This window comes from Nonomuraea sp. NPDC052116, assembly GCF_040680035.1.
Taxonomy (GTDB): Bacteria; Actinomycetota; Actinomycetes; order Streptosporangiales; family Streptosporangiaceae; genus Nonomuraea; species Nonomuraea angiospora_A.
The window spans coordinates 19,914-45,058 of record NZ_JBFAWA010000064.1 but is presented as its reverse complement, the minus strand read 5'-3'; the positions used below and the strand labels follow the sequence as shown (position 1 = coordinate 45,058).

Annotated in this window: 30 protein-coding genes; 17 read left to right on the top strand and 13 right to left on the bottom strand. The window is 72.8% G+C overall.

Annotation, left to right across the window (positions count from 1 at the left end):
• The 3 genes from AB0L65_RS60150 to AB0L65_RS60140 all read left to right on the top strand — a co-directional run.
• The coding region (locus AB0L65_RS60150) for a TCP-1/cpn60 chaperonin family protein (RefSeq protein ID WP_364266159.1) at positions 1-198 on the top strand (198 nt) is incomplete at its 5' end.
• A gap of 131 nt (positions 199-329) precedes the next feature.
• Complete coding sequence (locus AB0L65_RS60145; RefSeq protein WP_364266156.1) at positions 330-485, top strand: hypothetical protein; 156 nt, start codon at positions 330-332, stop codon at positions 483-485.
• A gap of 140 nt (positions 486-625) precedes the next feature.
• Complete coding sequence (locus AB0L65_RS60140) at positions 626-985, top strand: hypothetical protein (protein ID WP_364266153.1); 360 nt, start codon at positions 626-628, stop codon at positions 983-985.
• 128 nt (positions 986-1,113) lie between these two features.
• Here the strand turns inward: AB0L65_RS60140 and AB0L65_RS60135 are convergent, their stop codons facing one another.
• Complete coding sequence (locus AB0L65_RS60135) at positions 1,114-1,935, bottom strand: isocitrate lyase/phosphoenolpyruvate mutase family protein (RefSeq protein ID WP_364266150.1); 822 nt, start codon at positions 1,933-1,935, stop codon at positions 1,114-1,116.
• Between the two features lie 78 nt (positions 1,936-2,013).
• Here AB0L65_RS60135 and AB0L65_RS60130 point away from each other — a divergent pair, with 78 nt between their 5' ends.
• Positions 2,014-2,928 (top strand): LysR family transcriptional regulator, encoded by a 915-nt coding sequence (locus AB0L65_RS60130; protein ID WP_364266147.1) that lies wholly within the window; start codon positions 2,014-2,016, stop codon positions 2,926-2,928.
• Positions 2,929-3,207: 279 nt separating this feature from the next.
• On the opposite strand, the gene AB0L65_RS60125 is transcribed toward AB0L65_RS60130, so the two are convergent.
• From AB0L65_RS60125 to AB0L65_RS60115, 3 genes are read right to left on the bottom strand one after another with little or no spacing between them, the layout of a single operon-like run.
• Positions 3,208-3,714: an FBP domain-containing protein gene (locus AB0L65_RS60125; RefSeq protein ID WP_364266145.1), complete on the bottom strand. Its 507-nt coding sequence runs from the start codon at positions 3,712-3,714 to the stop codon at positions 3,208-3,210.
• A complete protein-coding gene (locus AB0L65_RS60120) occupies positions 3,698-4,297 on the bottom strand; it encodes a WHG domain-containing protein (RefSeq protein ID WP_364266142.1) in 600 nt (199 codons plus the stop codon). Before AB0L65_RS60120 ends, AB0L65_RS60125 begins: the two co-directional genes overlap by 17 nt.
• A 58-nt stretch (positions 4,298-4,355) precedes the next feature.
• On the bottom strand, positions 4,356-5,219 hold the full coding sequence (locus tag AB0L65_RS60115) for an SMP-30/gluconolactonase/LRE family protein (RefSeq protein ID WP_364266139.1): 864 nt from the start codon (positions 5,217-5,219) through the stop codon (positions 4,356-4,358).
• Between the two features lie 213 nt (positions 5,220-5,432).
• Between AB0L65_RS60115 and AB0L65_RS60110 the strand changes: the two genes are divergently transcribed.
• The 6 genes from AB0L65_RS60110 (at position 5,433) to AB0L65_RS60085 (ending at position 10,780) form a co-directional block, all read left to right on the top strand.
• Positions 5,433-6,266, top strand: coding sequence for a putative protein N(5)-glutamine methyltransferase (locus AB0L65_RS60110; RefSeq protein WP_364266137.1), 834 nt, complete (start codon positions 5,433-5,435; stop codon positions 6,264-6,266).
• A gap of 20 nt (positions 6,267-6,286) precedes the next feature.
• On the top strand, positions 6,287-6,907 hold the full coding sequence (locus AB0L65_RS60105; RefSeq protein ID WP_364266135.1) for a TetR/AcrR family transcriptional regulator C-terminal domain-containing protein: 621 nt from the start codon (positions 6,287-6,289) through the stop codon (positions 6,905-6,907).
• Between the two features lie 144 nt (positions 6,908-7,051).
• Positions 7,052-8,173, top strand: a complete 1,122-nt coding sequence (locus AB0L65_RS60100; protein WP_364266133.1) for an esterase-like activity of phytase family protein — start codon at positions 7,052-7,054, stop codon at positions 8,171-8,173.
• Between the two features lie 78 nt (positions 8,174-8,251).
• The gene (locus AB0L65_RS60095; protein ID WP_364266131.1) at positions 8,252-9,040 is read left to right on the top strand and encodes an HAD-IA family hydrolase; all 789 of its coding nucleotides are present in this window, start codon (positions 8,252-8,254) and stop codon (positions 9,038-9,040) included.
• A gap of 144 nt (positions 9,041-9,184) precedes the next feature.
• The gene (locus AB0L65_RS60090) at positions 9,185-9,841 is read left to right on the top strand and encodes a pyridoxamine 5'-phosphate oxidase family protein (RefSeq protein WP_355212112.1); all 657 of its coding nucleotides are present in this window, start codon (positions 9,185-9,187) and stop codon (positions 9,839-9,841) included.
• A 138-nt stretch (positions 9,842-9,979) separates the two neighbouring features.
• Positions 9,980-10,780, top strand: coding sequence for a hypothetical protein (locus AB0L65_RS60085; RefSeq protein ID WP_364266129.1), 801 nt, complete (start codon positions 9,980-9,982; stop codon positions 10,778-10,780).
• A gap of 59 nt (positions 10,781-10,839) precedes the next feature.
• On the opposite strand, the gene AB0L65_RS60080 is transcribed toward AB0L65_RS60085, so the two are convergent.
• A complete protein-coding gene (locus AB0L65_RS60080) occupies positions 10,840-11,415 on the bottom strand; it encodes a transcriptional regulator (protein WP_364266127.1) in 576 nt (191 codons plus the stop codon).
• Between the two features lie 56 nt (positions 11,416-11,471).
• Here AB0L65_RS60080 and AB0L65_RS60075 point away from each other — a divergent pair, with 56 nt between their 5' ends.
• Complete coding sequence (locus tag AB0L65_RS60075) at positions 11,472-11,948, top strand: FAD-dependent oxidoreductase (protein ID WP_364266162.1); 477 nt, start codon at positions 11,472-11,474, stop codon at positions 11,946-11,948.
• Here the strand turns inward: AB0L65_RS60075 and AB0L65_RS60070 are convergent.
• Both AB0L65_RS60070 and AB0L65_RS60065 read right to left on the bottom strand, forming a co-directional pair.
• Positions 11,938-13,035, bottom strand: a complete 1,098-nt coding sequence (locus tag AB0L65_RS60070) for an aminotransferase class V-fold PLP-dependent enzyme (protein WP_364266125.1) — start codon at positions 13,033-13,035, stop codon at positions 11,938-11,940. The two genes, AB0L65_RS60075 and AB0L65_RS60070, sit on opposite strands and share 11 nt — an antisense overlap.
• On the bottom strand, positions 13,032-13,442 hold the full coding sequence (locus AB0L65_RS60065) for a RidA family protein (protein WP_364266123.1): 411 nt from the start codon (positions 13,440-13,442) through the stop codon (positions 13,032-13,034). Before AB0L65_RS60065 ends, AB0L65_RS60070 begins: the two co-directional genes overlap by 4 nt.
• 213 nt (positions 13,443-13,655) lie before the next feature.
• Here AB0L65_RS60065 and AB0L65_RS60060 point away from each other — a divergent pair, with 213 nt between their 5' ends.
• Together AB0L65_RS60060 and AB0L65_RS60055 are read left to right on the top strand one after the other, a co-directional pair.
• Positions 13,656-14,483 carry an IclR family transcriptional regulator gene (locus tag AB0L65_RS60060; protein ID WP_364266121.1) on the top strand — a complete coding sequence of 276 codons (828 nt, stop codon included), beginning with the start codon at positions 13,656-13,658 and terminating at the stop codon, positions 14,481-14,483.
• Positions 14,484-14,625: 142 nt separating this feature from the next.
• Positions 14,626-15,519, top strand: a complete 894-nt coding sequence (locus AB0L65_RS60055) for an ABC transporter permease (RefSeq protein WP_350743055.1) — start codon at positions 14,626-14,628, stop codon at positions 15,517-15,519.
• Positions 15,520-15,534: 15 nt separating this feature from the next.
• Here the strand turns inward: AB0L65_RS60055 and AB0L65_RS60050 are convergent, their stop codons facing one another.
• Positions 15,535-16,566 (bottom strand): TIGR04222 domain-containing membrane protein, encoded by a 1,032-nt coding sequence (locus tag AB0L65_RS60050; protein ID WP_364266119.1) that lies wholly within the window; start codon positions 16,564-16,566, stop codon positions 15,535-15,537.
• Positions 16,567-16,731: 165 nt separating this feature from the next.
• On the opposite strand from AB0L65_RS60050, the gene AB0L65_RS60045 reads away from it, so the two are divergent.
• Entirely contained in the window at positions 16,732-17,190 is a 459-nt protein-coding gene (locus AB0L65_RS60045) for a VOC family protein (RefSeq protein ID WP_364266117.1), read from the top strand.
• Positions 17,191-17,424: 234 nt separating this feature from the next.
• On the opposite strand, the gene AB0L65_RS60040 is transcribed toward AB0L65_RS60045, so the two are convergent.
• Entirely contained in the window at positions 17,425-18,009 is a 585-nt protein-coding gene (locus AB0L65_RS60040) for a hypothetical protein (protein ID WP_364266115.1), read from the bottom strand.
• Between the two features lie 31 nt (positions 18,010-18,040).
• Entirely contained in the window at positions 18,041-18,631 is a 591-nt protein-coding gene (locus tag AB0L65_RS60035) for a helix-turn-helix transcriptional regulator (RefSeq protein WP_364266113.1), read from the bottom strand.
• Positions 18,632-18,726: 95 nt separating this feature from the next.
• Between AB0L65_RS60035 and AB0L65_RS60030 the strand changes: the two genes are divergently transcribed.
• The gene (locus AB0L65_RS60030) at positions 18,727-20,313 is read left to right on the top strand and encodes an FAD-dependent oxidoreductase (RefSeq protein WP_364266111.1); all 1,587 of its coding nucleotides are present in this window, start codon (positions 18,727-18,729) and stop codon (positions 20,311-20,313) included.
• Here the strand turns inward: AB0L65_RS60030 and AB0L65_RS60025 are convergent.
• Together AB0L65_RS60025 and manA are read right to left on the bottom strand one after the other, a co-directional pair.
• Entirely contained in the window at positions 20,310-20,912 is a 603-nt protein-coding gene (locus tag AB0L65_RS60025) for a flavin reductase family protein (RefSeq protein ID WP_364266109.1), read from the bottom strand. The two genes, AB0L65_RS60030 and AB0L65_RS60025, sit on opposite strands and share 4 nt — an antisense overlap.
• A 55-nt stretch (positions 20,913-20,967) precedes the next feature.
• On the bottom strand, positions 20,968-22,125 hold the full coding sequence (manA, locus tag AB0L65_RS60020) for a mannose-6-phosphate isomerase, class I (RefSeq protein WP_364266107.1): 1,158 nt from the start codon (positions 22,123-22,125) through the stop codon (positions 20,968-20,970).
• Positions 22,126-22,262: 137 nt separating this feature from the next.
• Here manA and AB0L65_RS60015 point away from each other — a divergent pair, with 137 nt between their 5' ends.
• Positions 22,263-22,886 (top strand): helix-turn-helix domain-containing protein, encoded by a 624-nt coding sequence (locus AB0L65_RS60015; RefSeq protein WP_364266105.1) that lies wholly within the window; start codon positions 22,263-22,265, stop codon positions 22,884-22,886.
• Positions 22,887-22,904: 18 nt separating this feature from the next.
• The gene (locus tag AB0L65_RS60010; protein WP_364266103.1) at positions 22,905-23,801 is read left to right on the top strand and encodes an ABC transporter ATP-binding protein; all 897 of its coding nucleotides are present in this window, start codon (positions 22,905-22,907) and stop codon (positions 23,799-23,801) included.
• Positions 23,802-23,835: 34 nt separating this feature from the next.
• Here the strand turns inward: AB0L65_RS60010 and AB0L65_RS60005 are convergent, their stop codons facing one another.
• Positions 23,836-25,143, bottom strand: a complete 1,308-nt coding sequence (locus AB0L65_RS60005; RefSeq protein ID WP_364266101.1) for a cytochrome P450 — start codon at positions 25,141-25,143, stop codon at positions 23,836-23,838.
• Between the last annotated feature and the right edge of the window lie 2 nt (positions 25,144-25,145).

Below are 25,145 nucleotides of genomic sequence, written 5' to 3'. Positions count from 1 at the left end.
GGCCTGAACGCCGCTTCCGGCGAGTACGTCAACATGTTCGAGGCGGGCATCCTCGACCCGGCCAAGGTGACGCGCTCGGCGCTGCAGAACGCCGCTTCCATCGCGGCGCTCTTCCTCACCACCGAGGCCGTCATCGCCGAGAAGCCCGAGAAGAACGCCGCCGCTCCGGCCATGCCGGGCGGCGACATGGACTTCTAGCCCGAGCCCTCCCTCCGGAGGTGACATTCCGCTTCCGCGGACGCACGTTGAGTAGGCCATACTCATGCGCCGCGCCCGGCCGGCCCTGACCCTGGTCAGCGAGGGGTCTTCGTACGAGGGAGTGGTGTTCAGTGCTGATGGTCACCTTCGCCGGCCGGGCCGCGATCCCCGGGCCCACCGCCGGCATCGGATACAGCATCTGGTCCTACCGGGTGGACACGAACAACCCGGGGCCGGGCGGGCAGGGCCCCGGCACGTCTTCCCCGAGCCCGGCACCCGTTTGGTGACCGTATGCGTGAGCTCCCAGCGTGGAGGCGACCCGGACGCGCCGTACGCGCATCGGCGACCTCGCCCGGGTGCGGGTCGTGGTCGGCTGACGTCGGAGGCCGCCGCGGATCATGTGGGGCGCACCCGGTAGATTGCGCGCATGCCCTCCACCCCGCGCCCGGACGACCGCGTCGCCTCCGCGTTCCGGTTCGCCACCGAGCTGATCGCCTGGGTCGCGACCCCGTGGGCCCTCGCCCCGCACTCCGTGCCGCTGGCCGTGTTGTCGGTCGTCGTGCTGATCGGCCTGCCCACGCTGTTCTCGACGCCGGGCGACAAACGGAACGTGATCGTCGCGGTGCCGGGGCCGGTGACGATCGCGCTGGTCCTGCTGCAACTCGTGGCCGCGGTGGCGGCGGCGTGGGCCGCCTGGCCCGTCGTCGTGGCCGTGGCGGTGTCGGTGCTGGCCGTGGTCACCGCGGTGCTGGAGCTGCCACGCTGGCGGTGGCTGCTCTCCCGGTGAGCCCGCGCATCGGCGACCTGCTCGGGTGACGATTCCCGGGCGGCGGCTCTCGGGAAGCCCGGGCGGCGGCGATCTCTTCGGGCGGCGGTTCTCGGGGGCAGTGCTCGGGAAGCTCGGGTGATGGCGGTCTATTCGGGCGGCGGGGCGAAGGCCTCGTGGAGCTCGGAGATCGAGGCCATCTCGGTGACGAACCCGAACCGGCCCGCTCGCATCTGCCGGGCTCCGTCCAGGAATGACCGCAGGGCCAGCCGGGAGAGCGCGCCGCCGATGCTCACCCGGCGCACGCCGATCTCGGCGAGTTGCTCCAGCGTGATCGAGGGGTCGGCGAAGCCCATCACGACGTTGACCGGCCTGCCGACGGAGGAGACGACCGCGCGCATCTGGTCGAGCGTGCGCAGGCCCGGCGCGTACAGGACGTCGGCGCCCGCCGCCTCGAACGCCTGCAACCGCCTGATCGTGTCGTCCAGGTCGGCGACGCCGTACAGGAGGTTCTCGGCCCTGGCGGTCAGGACGAGCGGGACGGGCAGGCCGCGGGCGACCTCGACGGCCGCGTGGATCCGCTCGACGGCGAGCCCGAAGTCGTAGATCGGCGTCCGGGGGTCGCCCGTCGCGTCCTCGATGGACGCCCCGACGGCGCCGTACGCGCAGGCGTCCTCGATCATCTTGGCCGCCTCGGCGGGCTCGTCGGCGTAGCCGTTCTCGAGGTCGGCGTTCACGGGCAGCGGCGTCGCCTCGCTGATGAGGCGGCAGTTGTCGAGGATGTCCTGCCGGGTCGCCCGGGTGCGGCCGAGCATGTTGGCCACGCCGAGGCTCGTGGTGGCGATCGCCTCGAAGCCGAGGCCGGCCAGCAGCCGCGCCGTTCCGGCGTCCCACGGATTGGGCAGCAGGAAGGGCTCCGGCCACTCGTGGAGAGCCCGGAACCGGGCGGCCCTGGTCATCTGATCGGTCATGAGCTCACTGTCGTCGCCGCCGTCGTGATCCGTCAAATGCATAGATCTGACATTTGACATCAGGAATACTGATGGGTCGTGACGGTGGAAGAGCTTGAGGCGTTCGTGTGCATCGCCCAGTCAGGCGGGTTCACGGAGGCGTCCAGGAGGCTCGACCGGTCCCAGCCCGCGATCAGCCGCCGGATCAGGGAGCTGGAGCGCTCGCTGGGCGCGGCGCTGTTCGAGCGGGCCGGTCGCCGGGTGGTGCTCACCGAGGCCGGACAGGCGCTGCTGCCGTACGCCGAGGCCGCCCTCGCCGCGATGCGCGACGGCGAGCGGGCCGTACGGGACCTGTCGCGGGAGCCCGCCGAGGCGCAGGCCCTCAGCCTGGCCATCGTCGGCACCCTGGCCGACTCGCACATCGTCCGGGCGCTGCGCGCGTTCGAGGCGGAGTTCCCCGACGCCTCGGTCGAGCTGCGCACCGCGACCAGTCGCGAGGTGAGCGCACTCGTACGCGGTGGCGAGGCGTCCCTGGGCCTTCGCTACTTCTCCGACGCCGACCCCAAGCTGGAGTCGATCCCGCTGGGTGTGGAGAAGCTCCTGGTCGTGGTGGCCGCCTCGCACCCGGTCACGGCCCGCCGCCTGCCCGACCTGCGGGAGCTCCAGGGGGAGCGGTGGCTCGGCTTCCCGCCCGAGCGGGGTCAGTCCGACTCCTTCGGCCACCTTCTCGAACGCCTGCTGCTCGCGTCCGGGCCGGCCGAACCCGCGATCACCAGGATCGACAGCCTCACCGCGCAGCGCAGGCTGGTCGAGGCCGGGCTGGGCGTCGCGCTCATGCCCACCGGCAGCGTCCGCGAGGAGCTGCGCATCGGCAGCCTGCGGGCGATCGAGGTAGAGAGCATGGACGCGGGCCTGCCCGTGGTCGCCGTGCGGAGGCGGAGCGGCCACCGGAGCCGGTTGGCGGCGGCCTTCCTGGACACGCTCAAGGATCACACGCCTGAGCTGCTGGGTTGACGCGGATGCGGGTTCGCCGGCGTTTCGATGGAACCGCCCGGCGGGCAAACGCTGTCCAAGCCATGGGCGACGCCCACACCGGCGCCTCACAGAGCGCCGGGACGGCGCCGCGGACGGCCCTTCCCGTCCACGGACGCGCGCTGGACGTCGCCCCCGCCAACCCACGTCACCTCAGGCCGCCGTCACCGAGGCACGTCGCCTCAGGCCGCGGTCACCGAGGCACGTCGCCTCAGGCCACCGTCACAAAGCCGCGTCCCCTCAGGCCGCCGCCGAGCCGCGTCACTTCAGGTCGCCGTCGAGCACCCGCTCCAGGAACCCGTCCAGGTTGGCGGCGGCCCGTACGATCCGCTCCTCCACCGTGAGCGACTCGAACCGGGTGCCCAGCTCCGTCCGCTTCTTGTCGCGGACGTAGAGGGAGCAGGCCAGGTCCGCGCACATGTAGGCGCCGACCGTGTTGCCCTGCCGGCCCGCCGCCCCGGTCCTGGGCGCGGTGAACAGCGCCACCCCGGTGCCCGAGTGCGGCGTCACGCAGACCGAGCACAGCGTGGACTTCGTGAAGCTCCTGCGCACCTCCTGCGCCGGGCGCAGCGCCACACCGACCGCCCGGCCGTCGCGCTCGGCCACCAGGTACGCCCGCTCGGGCGCCCCCGGGTCACGCCAACCCAGGAAGTCGAGGTCGGTCCAGGGGGACTCGGACAGGTCGCGCGGGAGGCCGAGCCGGCGGGCCTCGCCCTTGGAGCAGTTGACGAAGGACGCGCGGATGTCGTTCTCAGTGAGGGGATTCATGATCGTTTCCTTGGGGGTTGCTCGGCCAATGCCTCAGCGCGACGTCCAGCACGTCGAGGATCTTCGTCCAGGTGTCCTGGAGGTCGCGCGGGTGGTTGAACCCGGCGCTCGCCTCCAGGCTGAAGAATCCCTGGTACGTGCTGCGCAGCAGGCGGATGGCGTCGGTCAGGTCCGGCTCCGGCAGCCCGTACGCGCTCAGGTGCGCGTACGTGATGGACATGATCCGCAGATGCCCCGCGGACTCGGCCACCACGGCCGCGTCCAGGGGCATCTGGGTGGCCTGGTAGCGGCCGGGACGGGTCCGCGCGAACTCGCGCCACGCACTGGCGAACCCGGCCAGCGACTCCTTGCCCGCCCGTCCCGCCGTCGCGTCGGCGAGCCGGTCGGCCAGGTCGCGGGCGGCCAGGACCGCCACCCGGACCCGCAGGTCCTTGAGGTTCTTGACGTGCGAGTACAGGCTCGCGTCCGCCACCCCGAACCGGCGTGCCAGCGCGGACACGGTGATGTTGTCGAACCCGACCTCGTCGGCCAGCTCCGCGGCCGCCTCGGTCACCCGGTCCGCCGTCAGCCCGGCACGGGCCATGGCCACCTCCTGAACCTAAGCCATCTAGTTATCTTCCTAGATGGCCTAGGTTAGCACCTCACAAGGTAGTGAGGAGGACCGGCCGCCCCTGGACGCCGGGGTTGGCGGCGAAGACGGCGCCCGCGTCCGGCTGCTCCGCCCGGTCCACGCCGAGCGCGGAGGTGGTGATGAACAGCCGGTCGAGGCCCTCGCCGCCGAACGTCACCGCCGTGACCCTCCGTACCGGCAGGCTGACGACGGCGTCGAGCCGGCCGCTCGCGTCGTAGCGGCGCACGGCCGCGCCCTCCCACAGCGCCACCCAGACCCCGCCCTCGGCGTCGACGGTCAGCCCGTCGGGAGCCCCGTGCTCCGGATCGACGACCGCGAACGGGCGGCGCCCGCTCAGCCCGCCCTCCGGGTCGTAGTCGAGCACGTCCACCCGGCCGGTCGTGGTGTCGGCGTAGTAGGCCAGGGAGCCGTCCGGGCTGAAGTCGAACCCGTTCGAGATCGTCACCTCCGGCAGCACCACCCGCAGGTCGCCGCCGGGCCCGGCCACGTAGAACGACCCGCCCCCCGGGGTCTCGTCGTAGGCCATGCTGCCGATGTAGAAGCGGCCGTCGGGGTCGCAGCCGCCGTCGTTCATGCGGACCCCGGGGTCGCTCCACGCCTCGCCCAGGGAGCGCAGCGGGGCGTCCAGATCGTCGCCGTCGGACAGCAGCAGCTCGCGCTCGCCCGCGACCACGTAGCCGCCCGACGTGCGCGGCCGCAGGGCGGCGGCCACCTTGCCCACGTGGCGGCGGCGCACCCCGCCCCGCGGGTCGAGCGCCAGCACGTCGCCGGCCAGCATGTCCACCCACCGCAGCCCGCCCCACCGGCTCGACCACACGGGCCCCTCGCCGTGCTCGGCCACGGGGTCGGTCACGGTGTACGGGGCGATGCTCATGACGCTCTCCCAGGAGGTCGCGGGGTCGTGATCCAGACCCTATCGGGAGCCGGGGATCCCGCCTCGGGCGCGGTGAGAAAGCTCTGGTACGCTCACGGCCAGATCGTCCCTAGGAGGTGAGACCCATCAACGCTGTGGCAGGCCGGGTGCTCCCTCCCCATGATCAGGATTAGGTGACCACGGGAGCGCCCATCGGCATCCCGAAAGGCTCTCATGTCGGTTTTTTCGTCATCTGTCCCTTCAGCCGTCCCCACCCCCGCCGTCGTCGCCAGGCTGCGCGCCGCCGGCTGCGTGTTCGCCGAGGACGAGGCCGAGCTGCTCGTCTCCACCGCCCGCACCCCCTCGGAGCTCGCCGCGATGGTCGAGCGCCGCGTCGCCGGCGAACCCCTCCAGCACGTCCTCGGCTGGGCGGAGTTCTGCGGCCTGCGGATGGTCGTGGAGCCGGGGGTGTTCGTGCCCAGGCCGCGCACCGAGTTCCTCATCGGCCGGGCCGTCGCGCTGGCCCGCCGCGTCGCGGGGCCGCCGGTCCTCCTCGACCTGTGCTGCGGCAGCGGCGCGGCTGGGGCGGCGCTGGCGGCCGGGCTGGGGGAGGCCGAGCTGCACGCCGCCGACCTCGACCCCGCCGCCGTGCGGTGCGCCCGCCGCAACCTGGCCGCCATGCCCCTGCCATCGGGCGGCACGCTCGCGGGCCAGGTCTACCAGGGCGACCTGTACGAGCCGTTGCCCGCCTCGCTGCTGGGCCGGGTGGACCTCGTGATCGCGAGCCCCCCGTACGTGCCGTCGTCCTCCATCGACCTGCTGCCCGCCGAGGCCCGGCTGCACGAGCCGCTCATGGCGCTCGACGGCGGCGGCGACGGGCTCGACGTCGTGCGGCGGGTGATCGCGGGCGCGCCGCGCTGGCTCGCCCCTGGTGGCCACCTCCTGGTCGAGACCAGCGAGCGGCAGGCCGCCGCCACCGCCGAGGCCGTCGCCCGGGCGGGACTGGCCGCCCGGGTGGCGAGCTCGCACGAACTGGACGCCACCGCAGTGATCGGGACGCGCCCTTAGCGATGTTAAGGTGTCCCGCGATGGCACAGAAGGGACTGGCGCGGGACACCGTCGTGCGCGCCGCGCTGGAACTGCTCGACGAGGTGGGCCTGGACGGGCTGTCGGTACGCCGCCTCGCCGCCCGCCTCGGCGTGCAGAACCCGGCCCTCTACTGGCACTTCCGCAACAAGCAGGAACTGCTGGACGAGATGGCGCGCGAGCTGCTCGCCCCCGAGATGGGCGGCCCCGGCGAGGACGAGACCTGGCGGGAGTGGCTGACCCGGCGCGCCCACCGCTACCGGCGCACGCTGCTGAGCCACCGTGACGGGGCGCGGCTGGTCACCGGGAGCGACCCGGGCGCGAGCGTGGCGCGGGGGTTCGAGGAGGAGCTCAAGACCATGGTCGGGCTGGGGTTCACGCCCGGTCAGGGCCTGCACGCCATCGGGTCCGTCAGCCACTACACCCTCGGCTTCGTGCTCAACGAGCAGGCCCAGCGCGAACGCCGGGAGCGGGGCCAGGCCCGGGACCTGGACGCGTACGCCGACTACCCTCTCACGGTCGCCGGCGTGCGCGAGGGCGGGGCCCCCACAAGCGAGGAGGCGTTCGCGCACGGGCTGCGGCTCATCCTCGACGGCGTGGCCGTCTCTTTGCGGGACGCCTGAACGGCTTTCTTGCAGTGATTTGCCCTTTTTGATGGGCGGCGTGCTGTTATTTGTCCGTGGACTTCGCCTCTGATCCGCGCTTTCATTTTCTCCGTCGGTTCGGCATCGAATTACGGGGGTCAGATGGCTCGTTCGCGGCGAATCATGCAAATCGCCGTCGCTTTCACGGTGGTGGCGAGCGCCGCCCCTCCGGCGTCGGCGGCGCAGCGGGATCCCGTGCGGATCACGCGCTTCCTCGGGGAGCAGCGGCTGGCGCACCTGCTGAAGTTCGAGGACACCACGGTGGGCGGGCTGTCGGGGATCGACCGCGATCCCGGCACCGGCACCTGGTATTTCGTCTCCGACGACCGCCGGCGCTACAACCCCGCCCGCTTCTACACCGGGCAACTGGACTTCGACCGGGACACGGGGGAGTTCGTCGGCGTGCGGCTGACCGGGGTCAGGACGCTGACCAGGGCCGACGGCACGCCGTACGCGGCGTACGGCCGGCCGGGCTCGGCCGACCCCGAGTCGATCAGGTACGACCGGTGGAGCGGGCGGCTGATATGGGGAGACGAGGGGGACCGGCCGGACGGCGCCCAGCAGGACATTCCGATTTCCGCCGCCGCGGTGCACACGACTGACCTTCAAGGACGTAATGCCGGAGAATTGCGGGTGCCGCCGAATTTGCGGCTGACGGACACCGAAAGAGGGCCCAGGCGTAATTTCGGCTTCGAAGGGGTGGCGGTCACGGAAAGCGGCATCACCGCCGTCACCGAGGGCCCGCGCCACGAGGACGGACCCGTGCCCTCGGTGGCGCGTGGCGCGCCCGCGCGCCTGACCGTGTGGAACCGCATGGGCATCGCGCGCGCCCAGTACGCCTACCCGCTGGATCCCCTGCCCACCGCGCCGATCCCGCCCGAGGGGGACGCCGACAGCGGGGTGTCGGAGATCCTGGCGATCGACGATGACCGCTATCTCGCGCTGGAGCGGTCCTGGATCCAGGGCGTCAACTACCGGGTCAAGCTCTACGAGATCGACCTGCGCGGCGCCACGAACGTGCTGACCAGGGACGACCTGGCGCAGGGCAGACCATATCGGCCGGTGACCAAGCGGCTGGTCTACGACCTCGGCTCCTTCCGGCCCCCGGTCCAGAACCTCGAGAGCCTGGCCTGGGGGCCGCGCCTGGCCGACGGGTCGTGCACGCTGGTGATCGGCTCGGACGACAACTTCGACCAGCGCGAGGTGACCCAGTTCCTCGCCTTCGCCGCCACGGGGTGCCCGTGAGGACGCCGGCCCGGAAGGCGTGTCGTACCTGGTCAGGCGGCACGGCTGGGCACCGCGAGCGTGGGTAGCGTGCTGGATATGGCCACCTTCGACCTGACCATGCTCCGGGCGGTCGTCTTCGACACCGACGGGGTGGTCACCGACACGGCGCGGGTGCACGCCGCCGCGTGGAAGCACGTGTTCGACGCGTTCCTGCGGGGCCGTTCCGCGCCGTTCGACGTGCGCGCCGACTACCTGGCCTTCGTGGACGGGCGGCCCCGGCTGGACGGGGTGCGCACGTTCCTGGCCTCGCGCGGCATCTCGATCCCCGAGGGCGGCCCGCAGGACGAGCCGGGGGCGGAGACCGTACACGGGCTGGGGCTGGCCAAGGACGCGCTGTTCGTGGAGGCGATCGCGCACCACGGCGTGGCCGCCTTCCCCTCCACCGTCGCCTTGCTGCACGAGCTGCGGCAGCGCGGCTGCCGCACCGGCGTCGTCTCGGCCAGCAGGCACTGCCGGGCGGTGGTGTCGTCGGCGGGCCTGCTGCACCTGTTCGACGTGGTGGTCGGCGGGGAGGACGCCGCCGAGCTGGGGCTGCCCGGCAAGCCGGATCCCGCGCTGTTCCTGGAGGCCGCGCGCCGCCTGGAGCTGGCCCCCGGCGTGGTGGCGATCGTGGAGGACGCGCTGCCGGGCGTCGAGGCCGCGCGGAAGGGTGGGTTCGGCCTGGTCGTCGGGGTGGACAGGAGCGGGTCAGGGGTGCCGGGAAACGGGCCGCGGGCCGCCGCGGGGACCGGTGCCCGGGCGATGCTGGCCGCCGGGGCGGACGTCGTGGTCGCCGATCTGGCCGACACGGACGTCTCCGGCCGCGTGCCGGTGGGACGGCCATGAACGGCGCGCTCGGGCCCGTGCGCCGCGCGCCGCCGTTCGACGCCGATCCGCTACCGCGGAGGCCGGCTCTCCATCGACGCCGGCCACCACGAGGCACGCGTGAACGGCACCGCGCGCCGTAGCCACACGCGAGGAGAAACGATCATGACTGGCACCGGAGATCTCGGACGCCGCCTCATCCACTGCCGCGAACGCCTCGGCCTGACCCGTGAGCAGGTCGCCGAGCGTGCGGCCATGTCGGCGGGTTACCTGAGATACCTGGAGGAAAATCCCGATATGCCGGACACCGGGGCCCTCTACCGCCTGGCGGACGCGCTGCAGACCACGGTGCACGAGCTGCTGGGCGGCGGCCTGGACCGCCCACCCGGGCACGGCCCCGCCATGGCCAACCCGACGATGGAGGTGCTGGACCCGGAGGAGTGCCTGCGGCTGATCTCGCCGGGCGGGATCGGGCGGGTGGCGTTCAGCGGCTCGCGCGGGCCCACCGTGCTGCCCGTCAACTACAAGCTGCACCACGGCGTGATCGTCTTCCGCACCGCGTCCGGCGGCCCGATGGACCAGGACCTGCGTTCGGGGCTGGAAGGGGTGGACATCAAGATCGCGTTCGAGGTCGACAAGATCGACGAGGCCAACCGCGAAGGGTGGAGCGTCCTCGTGCAGGGGCCCGCCCACCACGTGACGGCGGACGAGATGGAGGAGGTGGCCGACTCGGGCGTCACGCCCTGGGCGGGCGGCGAACGCCGCCTCTACATCCGCATCGTCCCCCACCAGATCGCGGGCCGGCGCATCCACGGCATGTAGTGGCCCCGGCGTTTCGCCGCAGATCAGAGGCGGTGGGCTGGGATACTGGCGCCCGTCGTTTCGCTGCTGATCAGAGGCCGTCGGCTGGGATACCTCGGTAGCCGGCCGGGCATGATCGCCACTGTCAGGAGGTGCCGCATGAAACGCTTCACCGGGCCGGCCCTACAGGTGCTCATCGTGCTCGCGGTGGCGACCGCCGGCTGCGGGGCCGTGGGCGACCCGCGGGGCTCGGTCCCCGGGACGGCCTCACCCGAGGAGACCACCCCGCCGGGCAGTGCTACGACCACGCCTCCCGGCACGCCGGCCCCTGGCGGGGGCCTGGTCGCCGGCCGCTACCAGCCGCTGTGGCCGTTCTCCACTCCCGGCGAGGCGATGGCGTGGCGGGAGGCGCACCGCAGGGACGGCCGCGAGGCGTGGCACCTCGACGCCCGCCGCACCGCGCTCGCCTTCACCCGAGACTTCCTCCGCTTCACCGAGATCGACCGGGTCGCCAAGTCCGTCCGGCAGGGCGACCACGCGCGGGTGCACGTCGCCTACCAGGCCGAGGAGGGCCCGCGACTGCTGGTGGCGGCAGTCGTGCACCTGGTCAAGTTCGGCTCGGGCGAGGACGCGCCGTGGGAGGTGGTGGGCACGGACGACACCTCGCTCTCGCTCACCAGACCCCGCTACGGCGCCACCGTGCGGTCCCCGCTGACCGTGGGCGGCCGGATCACGGGCGTGGACGAGAGCGTCAAGGTCCAGGTCCGCCGGCCCGGCTCGACCACCCCGATGGGGGAGTCGTGCTGCGTGGGCGCCGGCGGGACCGGCTCGCCGTGGTCGGCCCGGGTCTCCTTCAAGGCGCCCCCGGGGCGGACGCTGACCGTCGTGGCGTCCACCGGCGGCCACGTGGCGACCGTCGAACGCTTCGCGGTGACGGGCGTGAACGTCGCCCCCTCCTGAACCCCTGCCCGGCAACCCCTGCCCGGCAACCCCTGCCCGGCGCGCCGCGAGATCCGGTCTCAGCAGGGGGTCTGGCCGGTCGGGTGGAGGCGGACGCAGCAGTGTTCGGGGGCGGGTTCCAGGCGGGCGGTGACGCCTGTCGCGGCGAGGCCTTCGAGGAGGCCGGTGAGGAGACAGAGGTTCATGCCGCAGACCAGCTCGGTGTGCTGCCGGGCCAGGCTGTGGAAGGGGCAGTTGACGAGGGTGATGGTGTCGCCTTCGGCGCGGGGCTCGAATCCGAGGGCTTCCAGGGCCGGCACGACCGCGGCGCGCGGGTCGGGGGCGGGGTCGGCGGGGCGGGCCTCGCGGCCGAGCTCTCTGCCCAGTTCGCGGGCCCGCCGGTCGAGCACGTCGCGTGGGGGCTCTCCTGAGGCCTGCGCTTCGTGGAGGGCGTCGGCGAGCAGGTGGGCGGCGGTTTCGTAGCGCCGGTCCGGCAGGGAGATCGTGATCTGCCCGAGCGCGCGCCGGTAGAGCTTGGCCGGGCGGCCGGCGCCGGGCCCGGTGCGGCCGGTGCGGCGTTCGTAGACGGCTTCGAGCAGCCCTTCGGCCACCAGTTTGTCCAGGTGGAACGAGACCGTGTTGCGCGGCGCCTGCACGGCGTCGGCGGCGGCTCGGCGCCCGCCTCGCCGCGGTCACCGAGGCCGGCGTACGGCTGGCCGACGGCACGCGCATCGACGCGGACGCCGTGGTGGCCGGCATCGGCGCCGTCCCGGAGACCGATCTGGCCGCCGCCGCGGGGCTGCCGGTCGACAACGGCGTCATCACCACAGCCGACCTGCGCACCGGCGATCCCGACATCTTCGCCGCCGGCGACGTCGCCAACGCCTACCACCCCCTCCTGGGCGGGCACATCCGCGTCGAGCACTGGGCCAACGCGCTCAACCAGCCCGCCGTGGCCGCCCGCGCCATGCTCGGCCGGCAGGCCGCCTACGACGAGCTGCCCTACTTCTACACCGACCAGTACGACCTGGGCATGGAGTACGTCGGCCACGTCCCGCCCGGCCTCGCCCATGACGTCGTCATCCGCGGGGACCTGACCGAGCGGGAGTTCCTCGCCTTCTGGCTCCGGAACGACACGGTGATCGCGGCCATGAACGTGCTGGCCGTGCTCGCCTACCTCAAGGCGTGATCCTCCCGTCGGTGAGGACGCTCAACGTCGCCCGTACGTCGTCCTCGTTGTTGAAGTAGTGAAAGCCGAAACGCACGCGGTCGCCGAGCGCGGTCGCCCGCACGCCCCGTTCGCGCAGCCGCGCGGAGAGGCGGTCGGCATGATCGGTGCGCAGCACGACGATCTGGGAGAGCGGGCCGTTCACCACCCGCCGGAACCCGGCCCTTCGCGCCTCCTCGGTGAGCTGCCGCGCGAGATCGAGGCAGTGCCGCTCGACGCGGCCGGCGTCCAGCGAGCGGAACAGGCGGAGGGCCGCGCAGGCGCCGATCCAGGAGAACCAGGCGGGGGAGGTGTCGCACCGGCCGGCATCGTCCGTCAACCGCATGGGGCCGCCGAAGTACCCGTGCGGAGGGCTGGTGGACTTCCAGCTCGGCGCGAGCGGCGTCAGGCCGCCGAGCCGGTCGGGCCTGGTGACGAGCCAGGCCGCGCCACGCGGGCACAACAACCACTTGTAGCCGTGTACGGCGAGGTAATCGGGGCGCACAGCCGCCGGGTCGTAGCGCAGCGCGCCCAGCGACTGCGTGAGGTTGACGAACAGCCGCGCGCCCACGCGGTCGGTCGCCTCCCGCAGGGCGGGCAGGTCGAGGCGCTGCCCCTCCCTGCTGGTCACCTCGCTGACGGCGAGCAGGACGGTGTCGTCGTCCAGTGCGGCGATCAGATCCTCCACCCGGGTCTCCCCGTCGCGCGCCGGGACGGCGACCACGTCGTGCCGGGCCAGCCACGGGAACAGGTTGCTGCGGAACTCCTCGGCCGCCACCACGATCCGGCCGGGCGGCAGGGACGCGGCGATCGTGGCGGCAGCCTCGGAGAGCGAGCCGAGGGCCGACACCGTGGCGGGTTCGACCCCGATCAGCCGGGCGAACAGGGCGCGGGCCCGGGCCGCCGCCGCGTCCCAGGCGGGCCAGTCGAGCTCGCCGGTGGACCAGTCGGACACGGCCTGGTGCATGGCCTCGGTCACCGGGTCCGCACCGGGAGGAACGCCCGGCGTGTCCAGCCATACCGTTGAGCGCAGCGCGGGGAAGAGCCCTCGGAAGTCCTCCGGGCTCATCGGCGCGGCAGGGCGGCCACGCCCTCGATCTCGACGGTCAGCGCCGGATCGGCCAGGGCCGTGACCACCGCGAGCGAATGGGCGGGCCAGTCGCCGTCCGGATACCACTTCGCGAACGTCTCCGCCCGCGCCGCGCGGCAGCCCGCGACGTGTTCGACGCCCGCGACCAGGGTGAACAGTTTCACCAGGTGCTGCGGCCCCGCGCCGAGCGAGTCGAGCAGCAGCTCGATGTTGGCGAAGATCTGCCGCGTCTGCGTCTCCGCGTCCGGGCCCGCGAGGGTGCCGTCCGGCAGCGCGCCGACCTGGCCGGAGATCATCACCAGCTCATGGTCCGCCGGGACCGAGGCGAGGTGACTGTACTGGCCGATCGGCGGGGCCAGCGTGGCGGGATTCCAGCGGCGGATCATCGGGTCTCTCCTTGGAGGGCCGGTTTCTGGGGCGTCATAACGCTAGGCGGGGGCGACCGGCCGGATCACGCGCCCACCTGCGGAATTTCAGATAGTCGAAAATCGGCCGCCCCCTTCGGCGCGACCGCGCCCCGCTGACGTGGCCGGGGCCCGGCGCACCATGATGGAGACCGCGGGCGTACTCGCCCGGCGGGACCTGACAGGGAGGCGGACATGAGCGAGCCGGAGGCCGGCGGGAAGACCGTGCTGCTCACGCTGGAACGCGGCCTGCAGGTGCTGGAGGCCGTGGCCGCCGCGGACGGCACCGCCACCGCGAAGGTGCTCAGCCGCCAGCTCGGCATCAAGCTCGGCACCTGCTACCACCTCCTGCGCACGCTGCTGGCCGGCGGCTACGTGGTGCGCCTTTCCGGCGGCCGTTACGACGTCGGCCACCGGGCGGCGTCGCTGAACCGGCACCTCCAGCGCCGGGCGGGGCCGGCACCCGAGCTGGCGGTGATCCTGGCCCGGCTGCACGACAGGACGCACGAGACGTCCTACATCTCCGGCTGGCAGCACGGAACGCTGACGTTGCAGCACTACATCTCCGGGCCGCACGCGATGAGCGTCGGCGAGCTCGACGTCGGCTACACCGGGCACCTGCACGCGCGCGCCTCCTGCAAGGCGGTGCTCGCCTTCCTGCCGGAGGACCAGGTGGCGGCGATGTTCAAGGGAGTGGAGCTCAAGGCGGTCACCCCGCGCACGATCGTCGACCACGACCACCTCACCGTCGAGCTGGCCCGGGTGCGCAGGCAGGGCTACGCGGTGGATCGTGAGGAGTTCAGCGAGGGCGTGTGCTGCGTGTCGGCGCCCTTCTTCGACGGGACGGGTTCGCCGACGGGCGTGTTCACGGTGTCCGTCCCGACGACCCGGTTCCAGGAGAGGCAGGCCACGATGACCATGGGGGTCCGGGAGGCGGCCGCGATGGCGACCGGCCTCCTGCGCGGGCGGGTCGTGGCCCACGCGGTGCCGGATGGGATGGTGCGTCCCTGCATCGCCCGATAAGGACACCGCCCAGGCCACGCCGCACGGAAACCGCTACCGCCCGCTAGCTGCGATGACGCCGGTTGATCCGTTAGCCTCGGCATCGGGAACGGGCGCGCGCCGCCACGACCGGGGCCGGGGACCGCAACGCAGTGAGGTGCTCATGAGCCAACTGGACAACGCCCCGCCGGAGAGCGGGTCACTGGCCGAACTCGCCAGGCGACACGGGCTGCGCCCCGCCATCGCGCGCCCGAGACTGCCGGTCTACACGCGCCAGCTGTGGGAGCGGCGGCACTTCATCCTGACGTACGCGACCTCGCGCAACGTCTCGAAATACTCGGGGTCCGCCCTGGGCCAGCTCTGGCAGATCCTCACTCCACTGCTGAACGCGGCCATCTACTACGTGATGTTCGGCCTCATCCTCGGCGGCAGCAAGAACATCGACAACTACCCGGCGTTCCTGCTCACCGGGATGTTCGTGTTCACGTACACGCAGCGGACCGTCACCGCGGGCGCCAAGTCGATCTCCGGCAACCTGTCGCTGATCCGCGCCCTGCACTTCCCCCGGGCGTCGCTGCCGCTGGCGTACACGATCCAGGAGCTGCAGCAGCTCACCATCTCCATGGGGGTGCTGCTGCTGATCGTGACGGTGACGGGGGAGTTCCCCACGTGGTTCTGGCTCATGGTGCCGATCGTGCTGGCGCTGCAGACGTCGTTCAACATCGGGGCGGGGCTGGTGCTGGCCAGGCTGGGGTCCACGGTGCGGGATCTCAGCCAGTTGCTGCCGTTCATCATGCGGACGTGGCTGTACGCGTCCGGGGTGTTCTTCGCCATCCATGACAAGGTCGTCAACAGCGCGCGCCTGCCGGAGTGGGTGGCGACGGTGATGTACCTGAACCCGGCGGCCTCCTACATCGAGTGGATGCGCGACATCCTGATCGGGAGTCATGTCCCGCCGCGGACGGTGTGGCTGTCGTGCGTGTTCTGGGCGGTGTTCTCGCTGATCTTCGGGTTCTGGTACTTCTGGCGGGCCGAGGACCGCTACGGGCGGGGCTGAGCGGGAACGGCGGCGTCACTGGCTTCCGCCGCCGCCGCACCCGGCGCCTCCACCCCCACCGCCGCACCCGCCTCCGCCCCCGCTGTCGGACCCGCCGTCTCCTCCGTCGGAGCCGCCCCAGCCTCCGCCGCCGTCATGGCCGTGGGACCCGCCGCCGCCGTCGAACAGGCCGCCGAAGTCGAAGAATCTGCCCTCGTACGAGGGGTCGCCGTAGGAGTAGGCGGGGCTGCCGTACGACCCGCAATGGCCGGGCGCGCAGCACGCCGCCCGCACCCCGCGGTGGTTCCTGGCCCGCGTGTCGCGGCCCAGCGAGTCGGCCAGCCGCCGGTCCGGCAGCTCGGTGAGCCCCCGCAGCGCCACCACCCCGGCGTCGTCCGAGCCCTTCCAGGACCCGTCCGCCAGGTCGTCGACCTCGGCCTGCCGCAGAGCGGCCCGCCCGGCCCTGGTCACCGGGTTCGCCATGGAGCGCCGCAGCAGGAAGAAGCAGAGCACGCCGACGACGGCGGCCGCCCCGGCGATCACGATCGTGGCCGGCGGGGCGCGCAGGATCAGGCTCACCACGGCCACGACCGCCGCCAGCCCGGCGAAGACGGCCAGCCAGCTCGTACGCCGCCGCGACCGCGTCCGGACGGCCGGCGACATCAGGAACCCCTGCCGCCACAACGGCGTCGCCAGCCGCCGCATCGCGTGATCGCGGACCGTCTGATGCCGCAGCTCGGCCGTCGTGTGCGGGCCCCCGCCCGAACGCACGTGCCGGTAGAGCGCCCGCTCGACCGGCACCGACTTGGTCACGCGGAACCCCTTCACCGGCGTGACCAGCCCCTCGGTCGACACCCGCACCCCGCCCTGCGAGACCAGCGACACCAGCGCCGCGTTGATGACCCGCCGCGGCCCGCCCGCGAGGAACGCCGCCTCGTAGACGCTCAACTGGTGGCTCCCGCGCGCCGCGACGGAACGGGCGCGGAACAACGCGAATTGCGTCCGGATCGCGGTGAGGACGACCAGCGCGAGCAGCACGATGGCAGCCGTGTGTAAGACCCCGTCCATACAGCCTCCCCAGAGGCAGCCCCTTTAGCATGAAGGACTCTTCCGGACGCGGGAGGGTTCCCGGAAACACTTACAGGTTTCTCGAACCATGCGAGCGGGATGAACGGACGGGGCAGGTGGGTTGCACGAGGCAATGAACGCCCGCATTCCCGCTGAGGAGATCGCATGAGCGCACCCACCGACGACCGCCCCGTACGGCAGCTCCGGCTGGTGGTGGAGGCCGAGGACTACGAGGCCGCGCTGGCCTTCTACCGTGATGTGCTGGGCCTTCCCGAGCAGGCCGCGTTCTCCGGCGGTGACGGCGCGCGGGTGGCGATCCTGGACGCCGGGCGGGCCACGCTGGAGATCGCGAACCCGGCGCAGAAGAAGATGATCGACGAGGTCGAGGTGGGACGGCAGGTGGCGCCGAAGCTCCGGGTGGCGTTCGAGGTGGACGACGCGCGGGGCACCACCGACCGGCTGGTGGCGGCGGGTGCGACGGAGGTGGCGCCGCCCACGGTCACGCCCTGGGAGTCGCTGAACGCCCGGCTGGACGCGCCCGCGGGCCTGCACGTCACGGTCTTCGAGGAGCTGCGCGACCTGGAGGAGCGCCAGGCGCTCGACGGCTTCGGCACCGACGCCTGAGTGCGTCAGCGGGGCGCCCGCACCGGCCGCGGCGGCTCCAGCTCCGCCTGGCCGGGCAGGACGCCCCGCGCCCGCACCCCGTTCATCCGGGTGACGCTTCCCATCCCCTACACCTTAGACGCCCGGAGATCACCGCGATTCGGGTGAATACCGCTCTTGACCTGGGCAGGCCCTTGACTCGGGCCCTGACCGGGCATGCGATTTCGGTATAGGACGGAATCGACGGCCCGGCGTCTACGACGAACGCCGGCGCCGCCACCGCGCGTCGGCCAGCGACCAGGCGGTCTCCCACTCGCGGTAACGTCCCCGGTCGAGCAGCAGCCGGAAGCCCGCGAACCCCAGCCCCGCGACCACCGCCGCCACCAGCACCAGCAGCAGCGTCGTCGCCACGGCCGTGACCCGGAGGTCGCCGGGGCTCGGCGGCGCGCTGACCCGCCGGCCGCCGGGATCGACCCAGATCCGCACCTCCGTGCCGGCCTTGGCCAGGGGCGGCGCCATCACGCGGCCGGTCGTCGCCAGCCCGGACGGCGTCGTCCAGTGCGCCGGGGCCGGCTCGCTCCGGGGCGCCTCCCCGAACGACAGGCGCGTGACCGGCGCGTCCGCCAGCAACGTCGCCACCACCTCCCGGCGCCCGTCGCCGAGCGCCGGCAGCGCGTGCTCGTACGACTGCCGCCCCGCCGCCGCCGCGGGCCACACGCTGAGCAGGACGAGGGCCACCGTCACGAGCAGCACGGCGCTCTCCAGGCGGTCGGAGCGCCGCCGCAGCGGGTTGCCGTCCGGCCGGTGCCGCCGCACCCACCGCATCACCGACTCGGTCACGTGCATCATCATGCACCAGACCACCGGGTGTTCACCGGGCGGTCGGGCGGGCGCGGACGTGCATGCGCTCCCCCTGAGGGCCGAACAGGGCGAGGATCTCGGTCGGCTCCGGGCCGGGATTGGCGGACGCGTGCGGCGTCCGCGTGTCGAACTCCGCCACCTCCCCCTCCGCCAGGATCACGTCATGCTCCCCGAGGAGCAGCCGCAGCCGCCCCGACAGCACGTAGATCCACTCGTAGCCCTCGTGGACCTTCTGCTCCGACGGCCCCGGCTCGTAGCCCGGCCAGTGCGGCGGGAGGATCTGCTTGTACGCCTGCACCCCGCCGGGCCGGCGGCTCAGCGGGATGAACGTCGTGCCGTGCCGTTTGAAGGGGCGCAGATGCACGCGCGGGTCACCGGTCACCGGCGCGTCGATCAGCTCGTCGAGCTGGACCTGGTAGGCCCGGGCCAGCAGCAGGAGCAGCTCCAGGGTCGGTTTGCGCTGACCCGACTCCAGGCGGGACAGGGTGCTGACGGAGATGCCGGTGCTCGCGGACAGCTGCGCCAGCGTCTCGCCACGCTCCTGGCGCACCGACCGCAGCCGCGGCCCCACGGACTGGAGTACGTCGTCGAGGTCGTCCATGCGACCCACTTTGCCATTTCGGCAATGAAATTTGTCAAATCGGCCGCCGGGCGCGGACAGTGTCGGACATCGGAATCACCGTGAGGAGAGGCGAGATGGACGCGAAGTACGACGTCGTGGTGGTCGGGGGCGGGGCCGCGGGACTGAGCGGGGCGCTCACGCTGGGCCGGGCGCGGCGCAAGGTGCTGGTGGTCGACGCCGGCCGGCCGCGCAACGCGCCCGCCGAGGGCGTGCACACGTACCTGGGGCGCGAGGGACTCTCGCCGCTCGAACTGCTGGCCGCGGGCCGGAAGGAGGTGAGCGGGTACGGCGGGGAGATCGTGACCGGCACCGTCACCACCGCCGAGCGGCTCGACGCCGGGGGCTTCCGCGTCGCGCTGGCGGACGGCGCCACGGTCGAGGCGGACCGGCTGCTGGTCACCACCGGCCTGACCGACGAGCTGCCGGACGTGCCGGGCCTGGCCGAGCGGTGGGGCAAGGACGTGCTCCACTGCCCGTACTGCCACGGCTGGGAGGTGCGCGACCAGGCGATCGCGATCCTGGGCACGGGACCGCTCTCCGTTCACCAGGCGCTGCTGTGGCGGCAGTGGAGCGCGGACGTGACCTTCTTCCCGCACACCGCGCCCGAGCTCGGCCACGACCAGCGGCGCCAGCTCGCCGCCAGGGGCGTATCCGTGGTCGAGGGCAAGGTGGCGGGCCTGGAGGTGACGGACGGCAGGCTGTCCGGGGTGCGGCTCGCCGACGGGCGCGTGGTCGCCTGCCAGGCGCTGGCGACCGCCGGCCTTCTCACCGCCCAGGCGGGCCTGCTCGCGGCGCTGGGGCTGGAGACGGAGGAGATGGAGATGTCCGGGCACGTGATCGGCACCCGCGTGCCCGCCGACCCGATGGGCGCCACCGGCGTGCCCGGGGTGTGGGTGGCGGGGAACGTGACCACCCTGAACGAGCAGGTCATCGGCGCCGCGGCGGCGGGAGTGCGGGCGGCGGCGGCGATCAACGCCGACCTGGTCGCCGAGGAGACCCGCCGCGCCGTCGCCGCCATGGACGCCTCTTACGTCGCCTCCCTCGGGGCGCCTGAGGAGTACTGGGATGCCCGTTACGCCGAGAAGACCCGGATCTGGAGTGGGAACCCCAATGTGACGCTCGTCCGTGAGGTGTCGGACCTCGAGCCCGGCACGGCGCTGGACCTGGGGTCCGGCGAGGGAGGCGACGCGATCTGGCTCGCGGGCAGGGGATGGCGGGTCACCGCGGCCGACGTCTCCGGCGTGGCGCTCGAACGCGCCGCCGGGCACGCCAAGGAGGCGGGCGTCGCCGACCGCATCGACTGGCAGCGCCACGACCTGGGCGTGTCCTTCCCCGAAGGTGTCTTCGACCTCGTCTCCGCCTGCTTCCTGCACTCGTTCGTGGACCTGCCGCGCGAGGAGATCCTGCGCGCCGCCGCGTCGGCGGTCGCCCCCGGCGGGGTGCTGCTGGTCGTCGGGCACGTGGGATGGCCGTCCTGGGAGCACAACCCGCCCGTCGAGGTGCACTTCCCGACGGCGCAGGAGGTCCTGGACGCTCTCGGCCTCCCGGAGGGGGAGTGGGAGGTGCAGGTCCGCGAGGAGTACGAGCGCGCCCAGGACGAGCCGGACGGCCGGCACGGCGCCCGCACGGACAGCGTGCTCAAGGTCCGCCGGCTGCCCTAGCGGGGCGTCTGGCTGCGGTAGGAGTGGCCGAGCTCGGGGCCGAGGCCGAAGTAGTGGCGGAAGTTGTAGATGAGCGGGCTCCACGTGCCCGGGTTCACGTGCTGGGTGCCGGGCACCACGATGCGCGGGTCCGCGTGCACCCTGCTCACGACGGCCTCCGCGATCACGAACGACCCCGAGACGTCGTGGCCCACCCGCTCCGCCCGCGCCTCGAACTGGAGGGGGCACTCGGCCACGCGCGGCGGCCGCACGGTCTCGGATGGCTCGGGCCGCAGCCCGGCCGCGGCGAACTTGCCGGGCTCGTACCGGCAGCCCGCGTGCTTGGTCGCCGGCACCGGGTGCCGGCCGGTGAGGGGCGCCAGCCGTTCGACCGCCTCCCACTGGTGGGGAGCGGGCAGGTTGACGACCACCTCCGGGCGGCTCATGAGGTTGCGGGCGGTCTGCCCCTCGGCGCCCAGCCCCAGCACGATCACCTGGCCCAGCGCCCAGGCCGAGGACATCGGGGCGAGGTTGAACGTCCCGTCCGGGTTCTCGGTGGAGAGCAGGACGACCGGGGTCCCGAAGTACAGGACGCTCGGCTCGATGGTCACAGTGTTCATGCGGGCGAGCCTAGGAACGGGACGTTCAACGCCGGACCGAAACGTCGTAGCGAATCTACAACGTAAAGGCGCCCGGCTCGGCGCGGTACGCGGTCCCCTTCCCCACAAGCGGCACCGACGCGGCAGCCGCGGGGATGAACGCCGACTCGCCCGGCCGCAGCGTCAGGCCGGCCAGGCGGGCCTCCCCGTCGATGCAGACGACGATCTGGGGGCCGCCTCCGGGCAGCGTGTGGGGGTTGTCGAGGTCATAGCGGGTGAGGGCGAACTCGGGGGCCGGCGGCCGGTAGCGGTGCTCGCCGGGCGTGTCCTGCTCCGGCCGGACCAGGTGCGGGGCGGACGGCGTGAAGTCGACGACGCGCATGAGCTCGGGCACGTCGATGTGCTTGGTGGTGAGCCCGCAGCGCAGCACGTTGTCGGAGTTGGCCATGATCTCGACGCCGATGCCGCCGAGGTAGGCGTGGGGGACCCCGGCGCCGAGGTAGAGGGCCTGGCCGGGGGCCAGGTTGACGTGGTGCAGCAGGAGCGCGGCGGTGACGCCCGGGTCGCCGGGGCAGGCGCGGGCGAGCTCGCCGTAGACGGCCAGGCCGGGGTCGTCGGACTCGCGCAGGGCCTGCTCGACCTGGGCGCGCAACGGCTCGTGGGCGTCGTCGAGCATCTGGGCGAACACCGTGCGCAGGTCGCCCGCTCTGAGCAGGTCGCTCCAGGGGGCCAGGTCCGGCACGGCGAGGCGGTCGAGGAGGGCGGCGGTCGCGGCGGGGTCGCGGAAGCCGCACAGGCCGTGGAAGGGGGTGATCGCGCAGACCATCTCGGGTTTGTGCGAGGTGTCCTTGTACGTGCGGGCGGGGTCGTCGATGGGGACGCCGCGGGCGTCCTCGTCGGCGAACCCGGCCCGGGCCTGCTCGGTGGTGGGGTGGACCTGGAGGGAGAGCGGCCGTTCGATGGCCAGGACCTTGAGCAGGTAGGGGAGGGCGGGGCCGAAGCGGGCGGCGGTGGCCTCGCCGAGGGTGCCGGCGGGGTCGTCGGCGATGAGCTCGTTGAGCGGGGTGCCGCCGACGGTGGAGGGGTCGCCGGGGTGGGCGCCCATCCACAGCTCGGCCTGGGGCCGGCCGGTGGGCTCGGTGCCGAAGAGCTGTGGCAGGGCCGTCACCGAGCCCCAGTCGTAGGGGCGGATGGCGGTGGCCAGGCGCATGGGCGCCGGGTCGGGCTGTGGCACGGCGTTGTCTCCGATCGTCGTGCTTGGAGCGTAGAACGAGACGGGCGGATGTGCGTAGCCGGGGGCCGCGTTGCGGGGCTGCTATACACGGGTATAGTCTGCTTTTCAGGTGAACAGCGAGCTATACAGGGGAACGGATGACGACCGTACCGGATCCGGAGGATCTCACGGCGCGTGCGCGGATCAGGGACGCGGCGATGCGGCACATCGGCGAGCACGGGTTCGAGCGGGCGACGATCCGCGACATCGCGGAGAGCGCCGGCGTGTCCCTGGGGCTGGTGCGCCATCATTTCGGCTCGAAGCAGGCGCTGCGCGAGGCGTGCGACGAGCACCTGATGAAGACGATCCGCAGGCTGAGCGACCTGGCCGCGAGCGACCCTTACGGCGCCGGGCTCAACCCGGCCGCCGTCCTGGGCCCGTACCAGCCCTATCTGGCGCGGGCGCTGACGGAGGGGTGGGCGGCGCCGCTGTTCGACGAGATGGTCGACCTCGGCGAGGGGTGGATCGCCGAGGCCGACAGGAGCCGTCCCGATCCTCCCGACGTGGACGCCCGGTCCCGTTCGACGATGATCGCGGCGATGGCGTTGTCGGCCACGGTGCTGCGCCGGCATGTCGAGCGTGGCATGGGTGTGGATCTGACCAGCCCGGAGGGGCAGGTCAAGCTGATGCGGGTGATCGTGGACCTCTACTCTCACCCGCTGCTCAGCCTGGAGGAGGCCGCTGAGGCCAGGAAGGCCCTCGATCGGGGCGCGACCGCGTGAATCTGGAGGAGCACCACCATGAGTGACGCCATCGTGGTGAAGGGGCTGGTGAAGTCGTTCGGGACGGCCAGGGCACTGGACGGGCTCGATCTCGACGTGCGGGCCGGTGAGGTGCACGGCTTCCTGGGGCCGAACGGCGCGGGGAAGAGCACGACGATCCGGATCCTGCTGGGCTTGGTGCGGGCCGACTCGGGCACCGCCCGGCTGCTGGGCGGTGACCCGTGGTCGGAGGCGGGGGAGCTGCACCGCCGCCTGGCGTACGTGCCGGGCGACGTGACGCTGTGGCCGTACCTGTCGGGCGGCGAGGTGATCGATCTGCTGGGCCGGTTGCGCGGCGGGCTGAACGCGCGGCGCAAGGCGGACCTGCTGGAGCGGTTCGACCTGGATCCGCGCAAGAAGGCGCGGACGTACTCGAAGGGCAACAGGCAGAAGGTGGCCCTGGTCGCCGCGCTGGCCTCCGAGGGGGAGCTGCTGATCCTGGACGAGCCCACGTCCGGCCTGGACCCGCTGATGGAGGAGGTGTTCCGGGAGTGCGTCAGGGAGGAGCGGGCGCGACGTACGGTGCTGCTGTCGAGCCACGTCCTGTCCGAGGTCGAGGTGCTGTGCGACCGGGTGACGATCATCCGGGACGGCCGCACGGTCGAGACGGGCACGCTGGCGGAGCTGCGGCATCTGACCCGCACGTCGATCGAGGCCGAGCTGGCGGGCCCGGCGGACGGGCTGGCCGGGCTGCCCGGGGTGCACGACCTGCGGGCCGGTGACGGGCGGGTGCGGTTCAGCGTGGACGGCGTGGCGCTGGACCCGGCACTGCGCCGGCTGGCGGAGGCGGGCGTGCGCAGCCTGGTGAGCCGGCCGCCGACGCTGGAGGAGCTGTTCCTGCGCCACTACGAGCGGCACGCGGAGAGCGTGCGCTGACCCCGGACGGGCAGGCCCGCCCGTCCGGGGCGCTTCAGCGGGCGCGCGGGCCGAGCAGGACGGGCATGCTGCGGGTGCTGTTGCCCAGCAGCGTGTCCAGCGGGGCCAGGTCCTCGGGCCGCGCGGCGGGCGCGATCTCCGGGAACGCCTCGAACAGCGCCTTCAGCGCGATCTCGGCCTCGATCCTGGCCAGCGGCGCGCCGAGGCAGAAGTGCGGCCCGTGCCCGAAGGCCAGGTGGGCGCTCGGCGGGTTGGTGATGTCGAAGCGGTGGGCGTTCTCGCCGAACTGGCCGGGGTCGCGCCCCGTGGCGGCGAAGCAGGCCAGCACGGGCTCGCCGGTCCGCAGGTGCACGCCGTCGATCTCGATGTCCTGTACGGCGTACCGCATCGGGAAGTAGGCGATCGGCGAGTCCCAGCGCAGCGTCTCCTCGACGGCCGCGGCGTAGTCGCACTGGCCGGTGCGCAGCAGTTCGAGCTGGTCGGGCCGGTTGAGCAGGGCGCCGATGGCGTTGGTGATGAGGTTGACGGTGGTCACGTGCCCGGCGATGAACAGCAGCTCGATGGTGGCGAACAGCTCGTCGGAGGACAGCCGGTCGCCGTCCTTCTCGCGCAGCCTGAACAGGTCGGTGATGAGGTCCTCGCCAGGTGTGTCCCGGCGCTCCTCGATGACCTGGTCGAGCAGTTCGTGCAGGGCCCGGCGTACGTCGGGCGAGTCGTCGAGCGTGTCGGACACCTGGGCCACGGCGTCGGAGAGCTCGTGCAGCGCGTCCTGGTGCTCGGCCGGGATGCCGATCAGCTCGGAGATGACCTCGCGCGGCAGCGGGTAGGCGAACTCCTTGCGCAGGTCCACCGGCTTGTCCGGCGGCAGCTCGGCGAGGGCGTCGACGAGCCTTTCTGTGAGCGCCTCGATCTTGGGGCGCAGCTGCCGGAGCCGGCGCGCGGTGAACGCGCCGGCCACGGGGGTGCGCAGGCGGCGGTGGTCGTCGCCTTCGGCGTTGAGCATCGAGGTGTCGGTGACGATGCGGTCGATGGCGGTGCCGGCCGGGCAGGTGTCGCGGGTGGCCCAGTGACGGATGTCCCTGGACAGGCTCGGATGGGTCAGGACCGTCAGCAGCGTGGCGTAATGGGTGGCGGCCCAGGCCGGTACGCCCTCGGCCGTCACGGGCACGAGCGGGCCGGCCGCACGCAGCCGGTCGTTGTCGGCGTGCAGGCTCGGGGTGGCCGGGTCGAGGACGAACCGGGCATGTGGGCACCCTGGGACGACGTCCGGGTCGTATCCGTCTGCGGCTTCTTGTTCCCGAGCGTCGAGAGTGTCCTGATCGAGGCGGCTTTCTTGGCTCATGG

Bases quoted from the DNA above. Each gene is read 5' to 3' on its own strand.
- AB0L65_RS60140 (WP_364266153.1), top strand. From the start codon at position 626: ATGCCCTCCACCCCGCGCCCGGACGACCGCGTCGCCTCCGCGTTCCGG.
- AB0L65_RS60135 (WP_364266150.1), bottom strand. From the start codon at position 1,935: ATGACCGATCAGATGACCAGGGCCGCCCGGTTCCGGGCTCTCCACGAG.
- AB0L65_RS60125 (WP_364266145.1), bottom strand. From the start codon at position 3,714: ATGAATCCCCTCACTGAGAACGACATCCGCGCGTCCTTCGTCAACTGC.
- AB0L65_RS60120 (WP_364266142.1), bottom strand. From the start codon at position 4,297: ATGGCCCGTGCCGGGCTGACGGCGGACCGGGTGACCGAGGCGGCCGCG.
- AB0L65_RS60115 (WP_364266139.1), bottom strand. From the start codon at position 5,219: ATGAGCATCGCCCCGTACACCGTGACCGACCCCGTGGCCGAGCACGGC.
- AB0L65_RS60110 (WP_364266137.1), top strand. From the start codon at position 5,433: ATGTCGGTTTTTTCGTCATCTGTCCCTTCAGCCGTCCCCACCCCCGCC.
- AB0L65_RS60105 (WP_364266135.1), top strand. From the start codon at position 6,287: ATGGCACAGAAGGGACTGGCGCGGGACACCGTCGTGCGCGCCGCGCTG.
- AB0L65_RS60100 (WP_364266133.1), top strand. From the start codon at position 7,052: ATGCAAATCGCCGTCGCTTTCACGGTGGTGGCGAGCGCCGCCCCTCCG.
- AB0L65_RS60095 (WP_364266131.1), top strand. From the start codon at position 8,252: ATGGCCACCTTCGACCTGACCATGCTCCGGGCGGTCGTCTTCGACACC.
- AB0L65_RS60090 (WP_355212112.1), top strand. From the start codon at position 9,185: ATGACTGGCACCGGAGATCTCGGACGCCGCCTCATCCACTGCCGCGAA.
- AB0L65_RS60085 (WP_364266129.1), top strand. From the start codon at position 9,980: ATGAAACGCTTCACCGGGCCGGCCCTACAGGTGCTCATCGTGCTCGCG.
- AB0L65_RS60070 (WP_364266125.1), bottom strand. From the start codon at position 13,035: ATGAGCCCGGAGGACTTCCGAGGGCTCTTCCCCGCGCTGCGCTCAACG.
- AB0L65_RS60065 (WP_364266123.1), bottom strand. From the start codon at position 13,442: ATGATCCGCCGCTGGAATCCCGCCACGCTGGCCCCGCCGATCGGCCAG.
- AB0L65_RS60060 (WP_364266121.1), top strand. From the start codon at position 13,656: ATGAGCGAGCCGGAGGCCGGCGGGAAGACCGTGCTGCTCACGCTGGAA.
- AB0L65_RS60055 (WP_350743055.1), top strand. From the start codon at position 14,626: ATGAGCCAACTGGACAACGCCCCGCCGGAGAGCGGGTCACTGGCCGAA.
- AB0L65_RS60050 (WP_364266119.1), bottom strand. From the start codon at position 16,566: ATGGACGGGGTCTTACACACGGCTGCCATCGTGCTGCTCGCGCTGGTC.
- AB0L65_RS60045 (WP_364266117.1), top strand. From the start codon at position 16,732: ATGAGCGCACCCACCGACGACCGCCCCGTACGGCAGCTCCGGCTGGTG.
- AB0L65_RS60035 (WP_364266113.1), bottom strand. From the start codon at position 18,631: ATGGACGACCTCGACGACGTACTCCAGTCCGTGGGGCCGCGGCTGCGG.
- AB0L65_RS60030 (WP_364266111.1), top strand. From the start codon at position 18,727: ATGGACGCGAAGTACGACGTCGTGGTGGTCGGGGGCGGGGCCGCGGGA.
- AB0L65_RS60025 (WP_364266109.1), bottom strand. From the start codon at position 20,912: ATGAACACTGTGACCATCGAGCCGAGCGTCCTGTACTTCGGGACCCCG.
- AB0L65_RS60015 (WP_364266105.1), top strand. From the start codon at position 22,263: ATGACGACCGTACCGGATCCGGAGGATCTCACGGCGCGTGCGCGGATC.
- AB0L65_RS60010 (WP_364266103.1), top strand. From the start codon at position 22,905: ATGAGTGACGCCATCGTGGTGAAGGGGCTGGTGAAGTCGTTCGGGACG.
- AB0L65_RS60005 (WP_364266101.1), bottom strand. From the start codon at position 25,143: ATGAGCCAAGAAAGCCGCCTCGATCAGGACACTCTCGACGCTCGGGAA.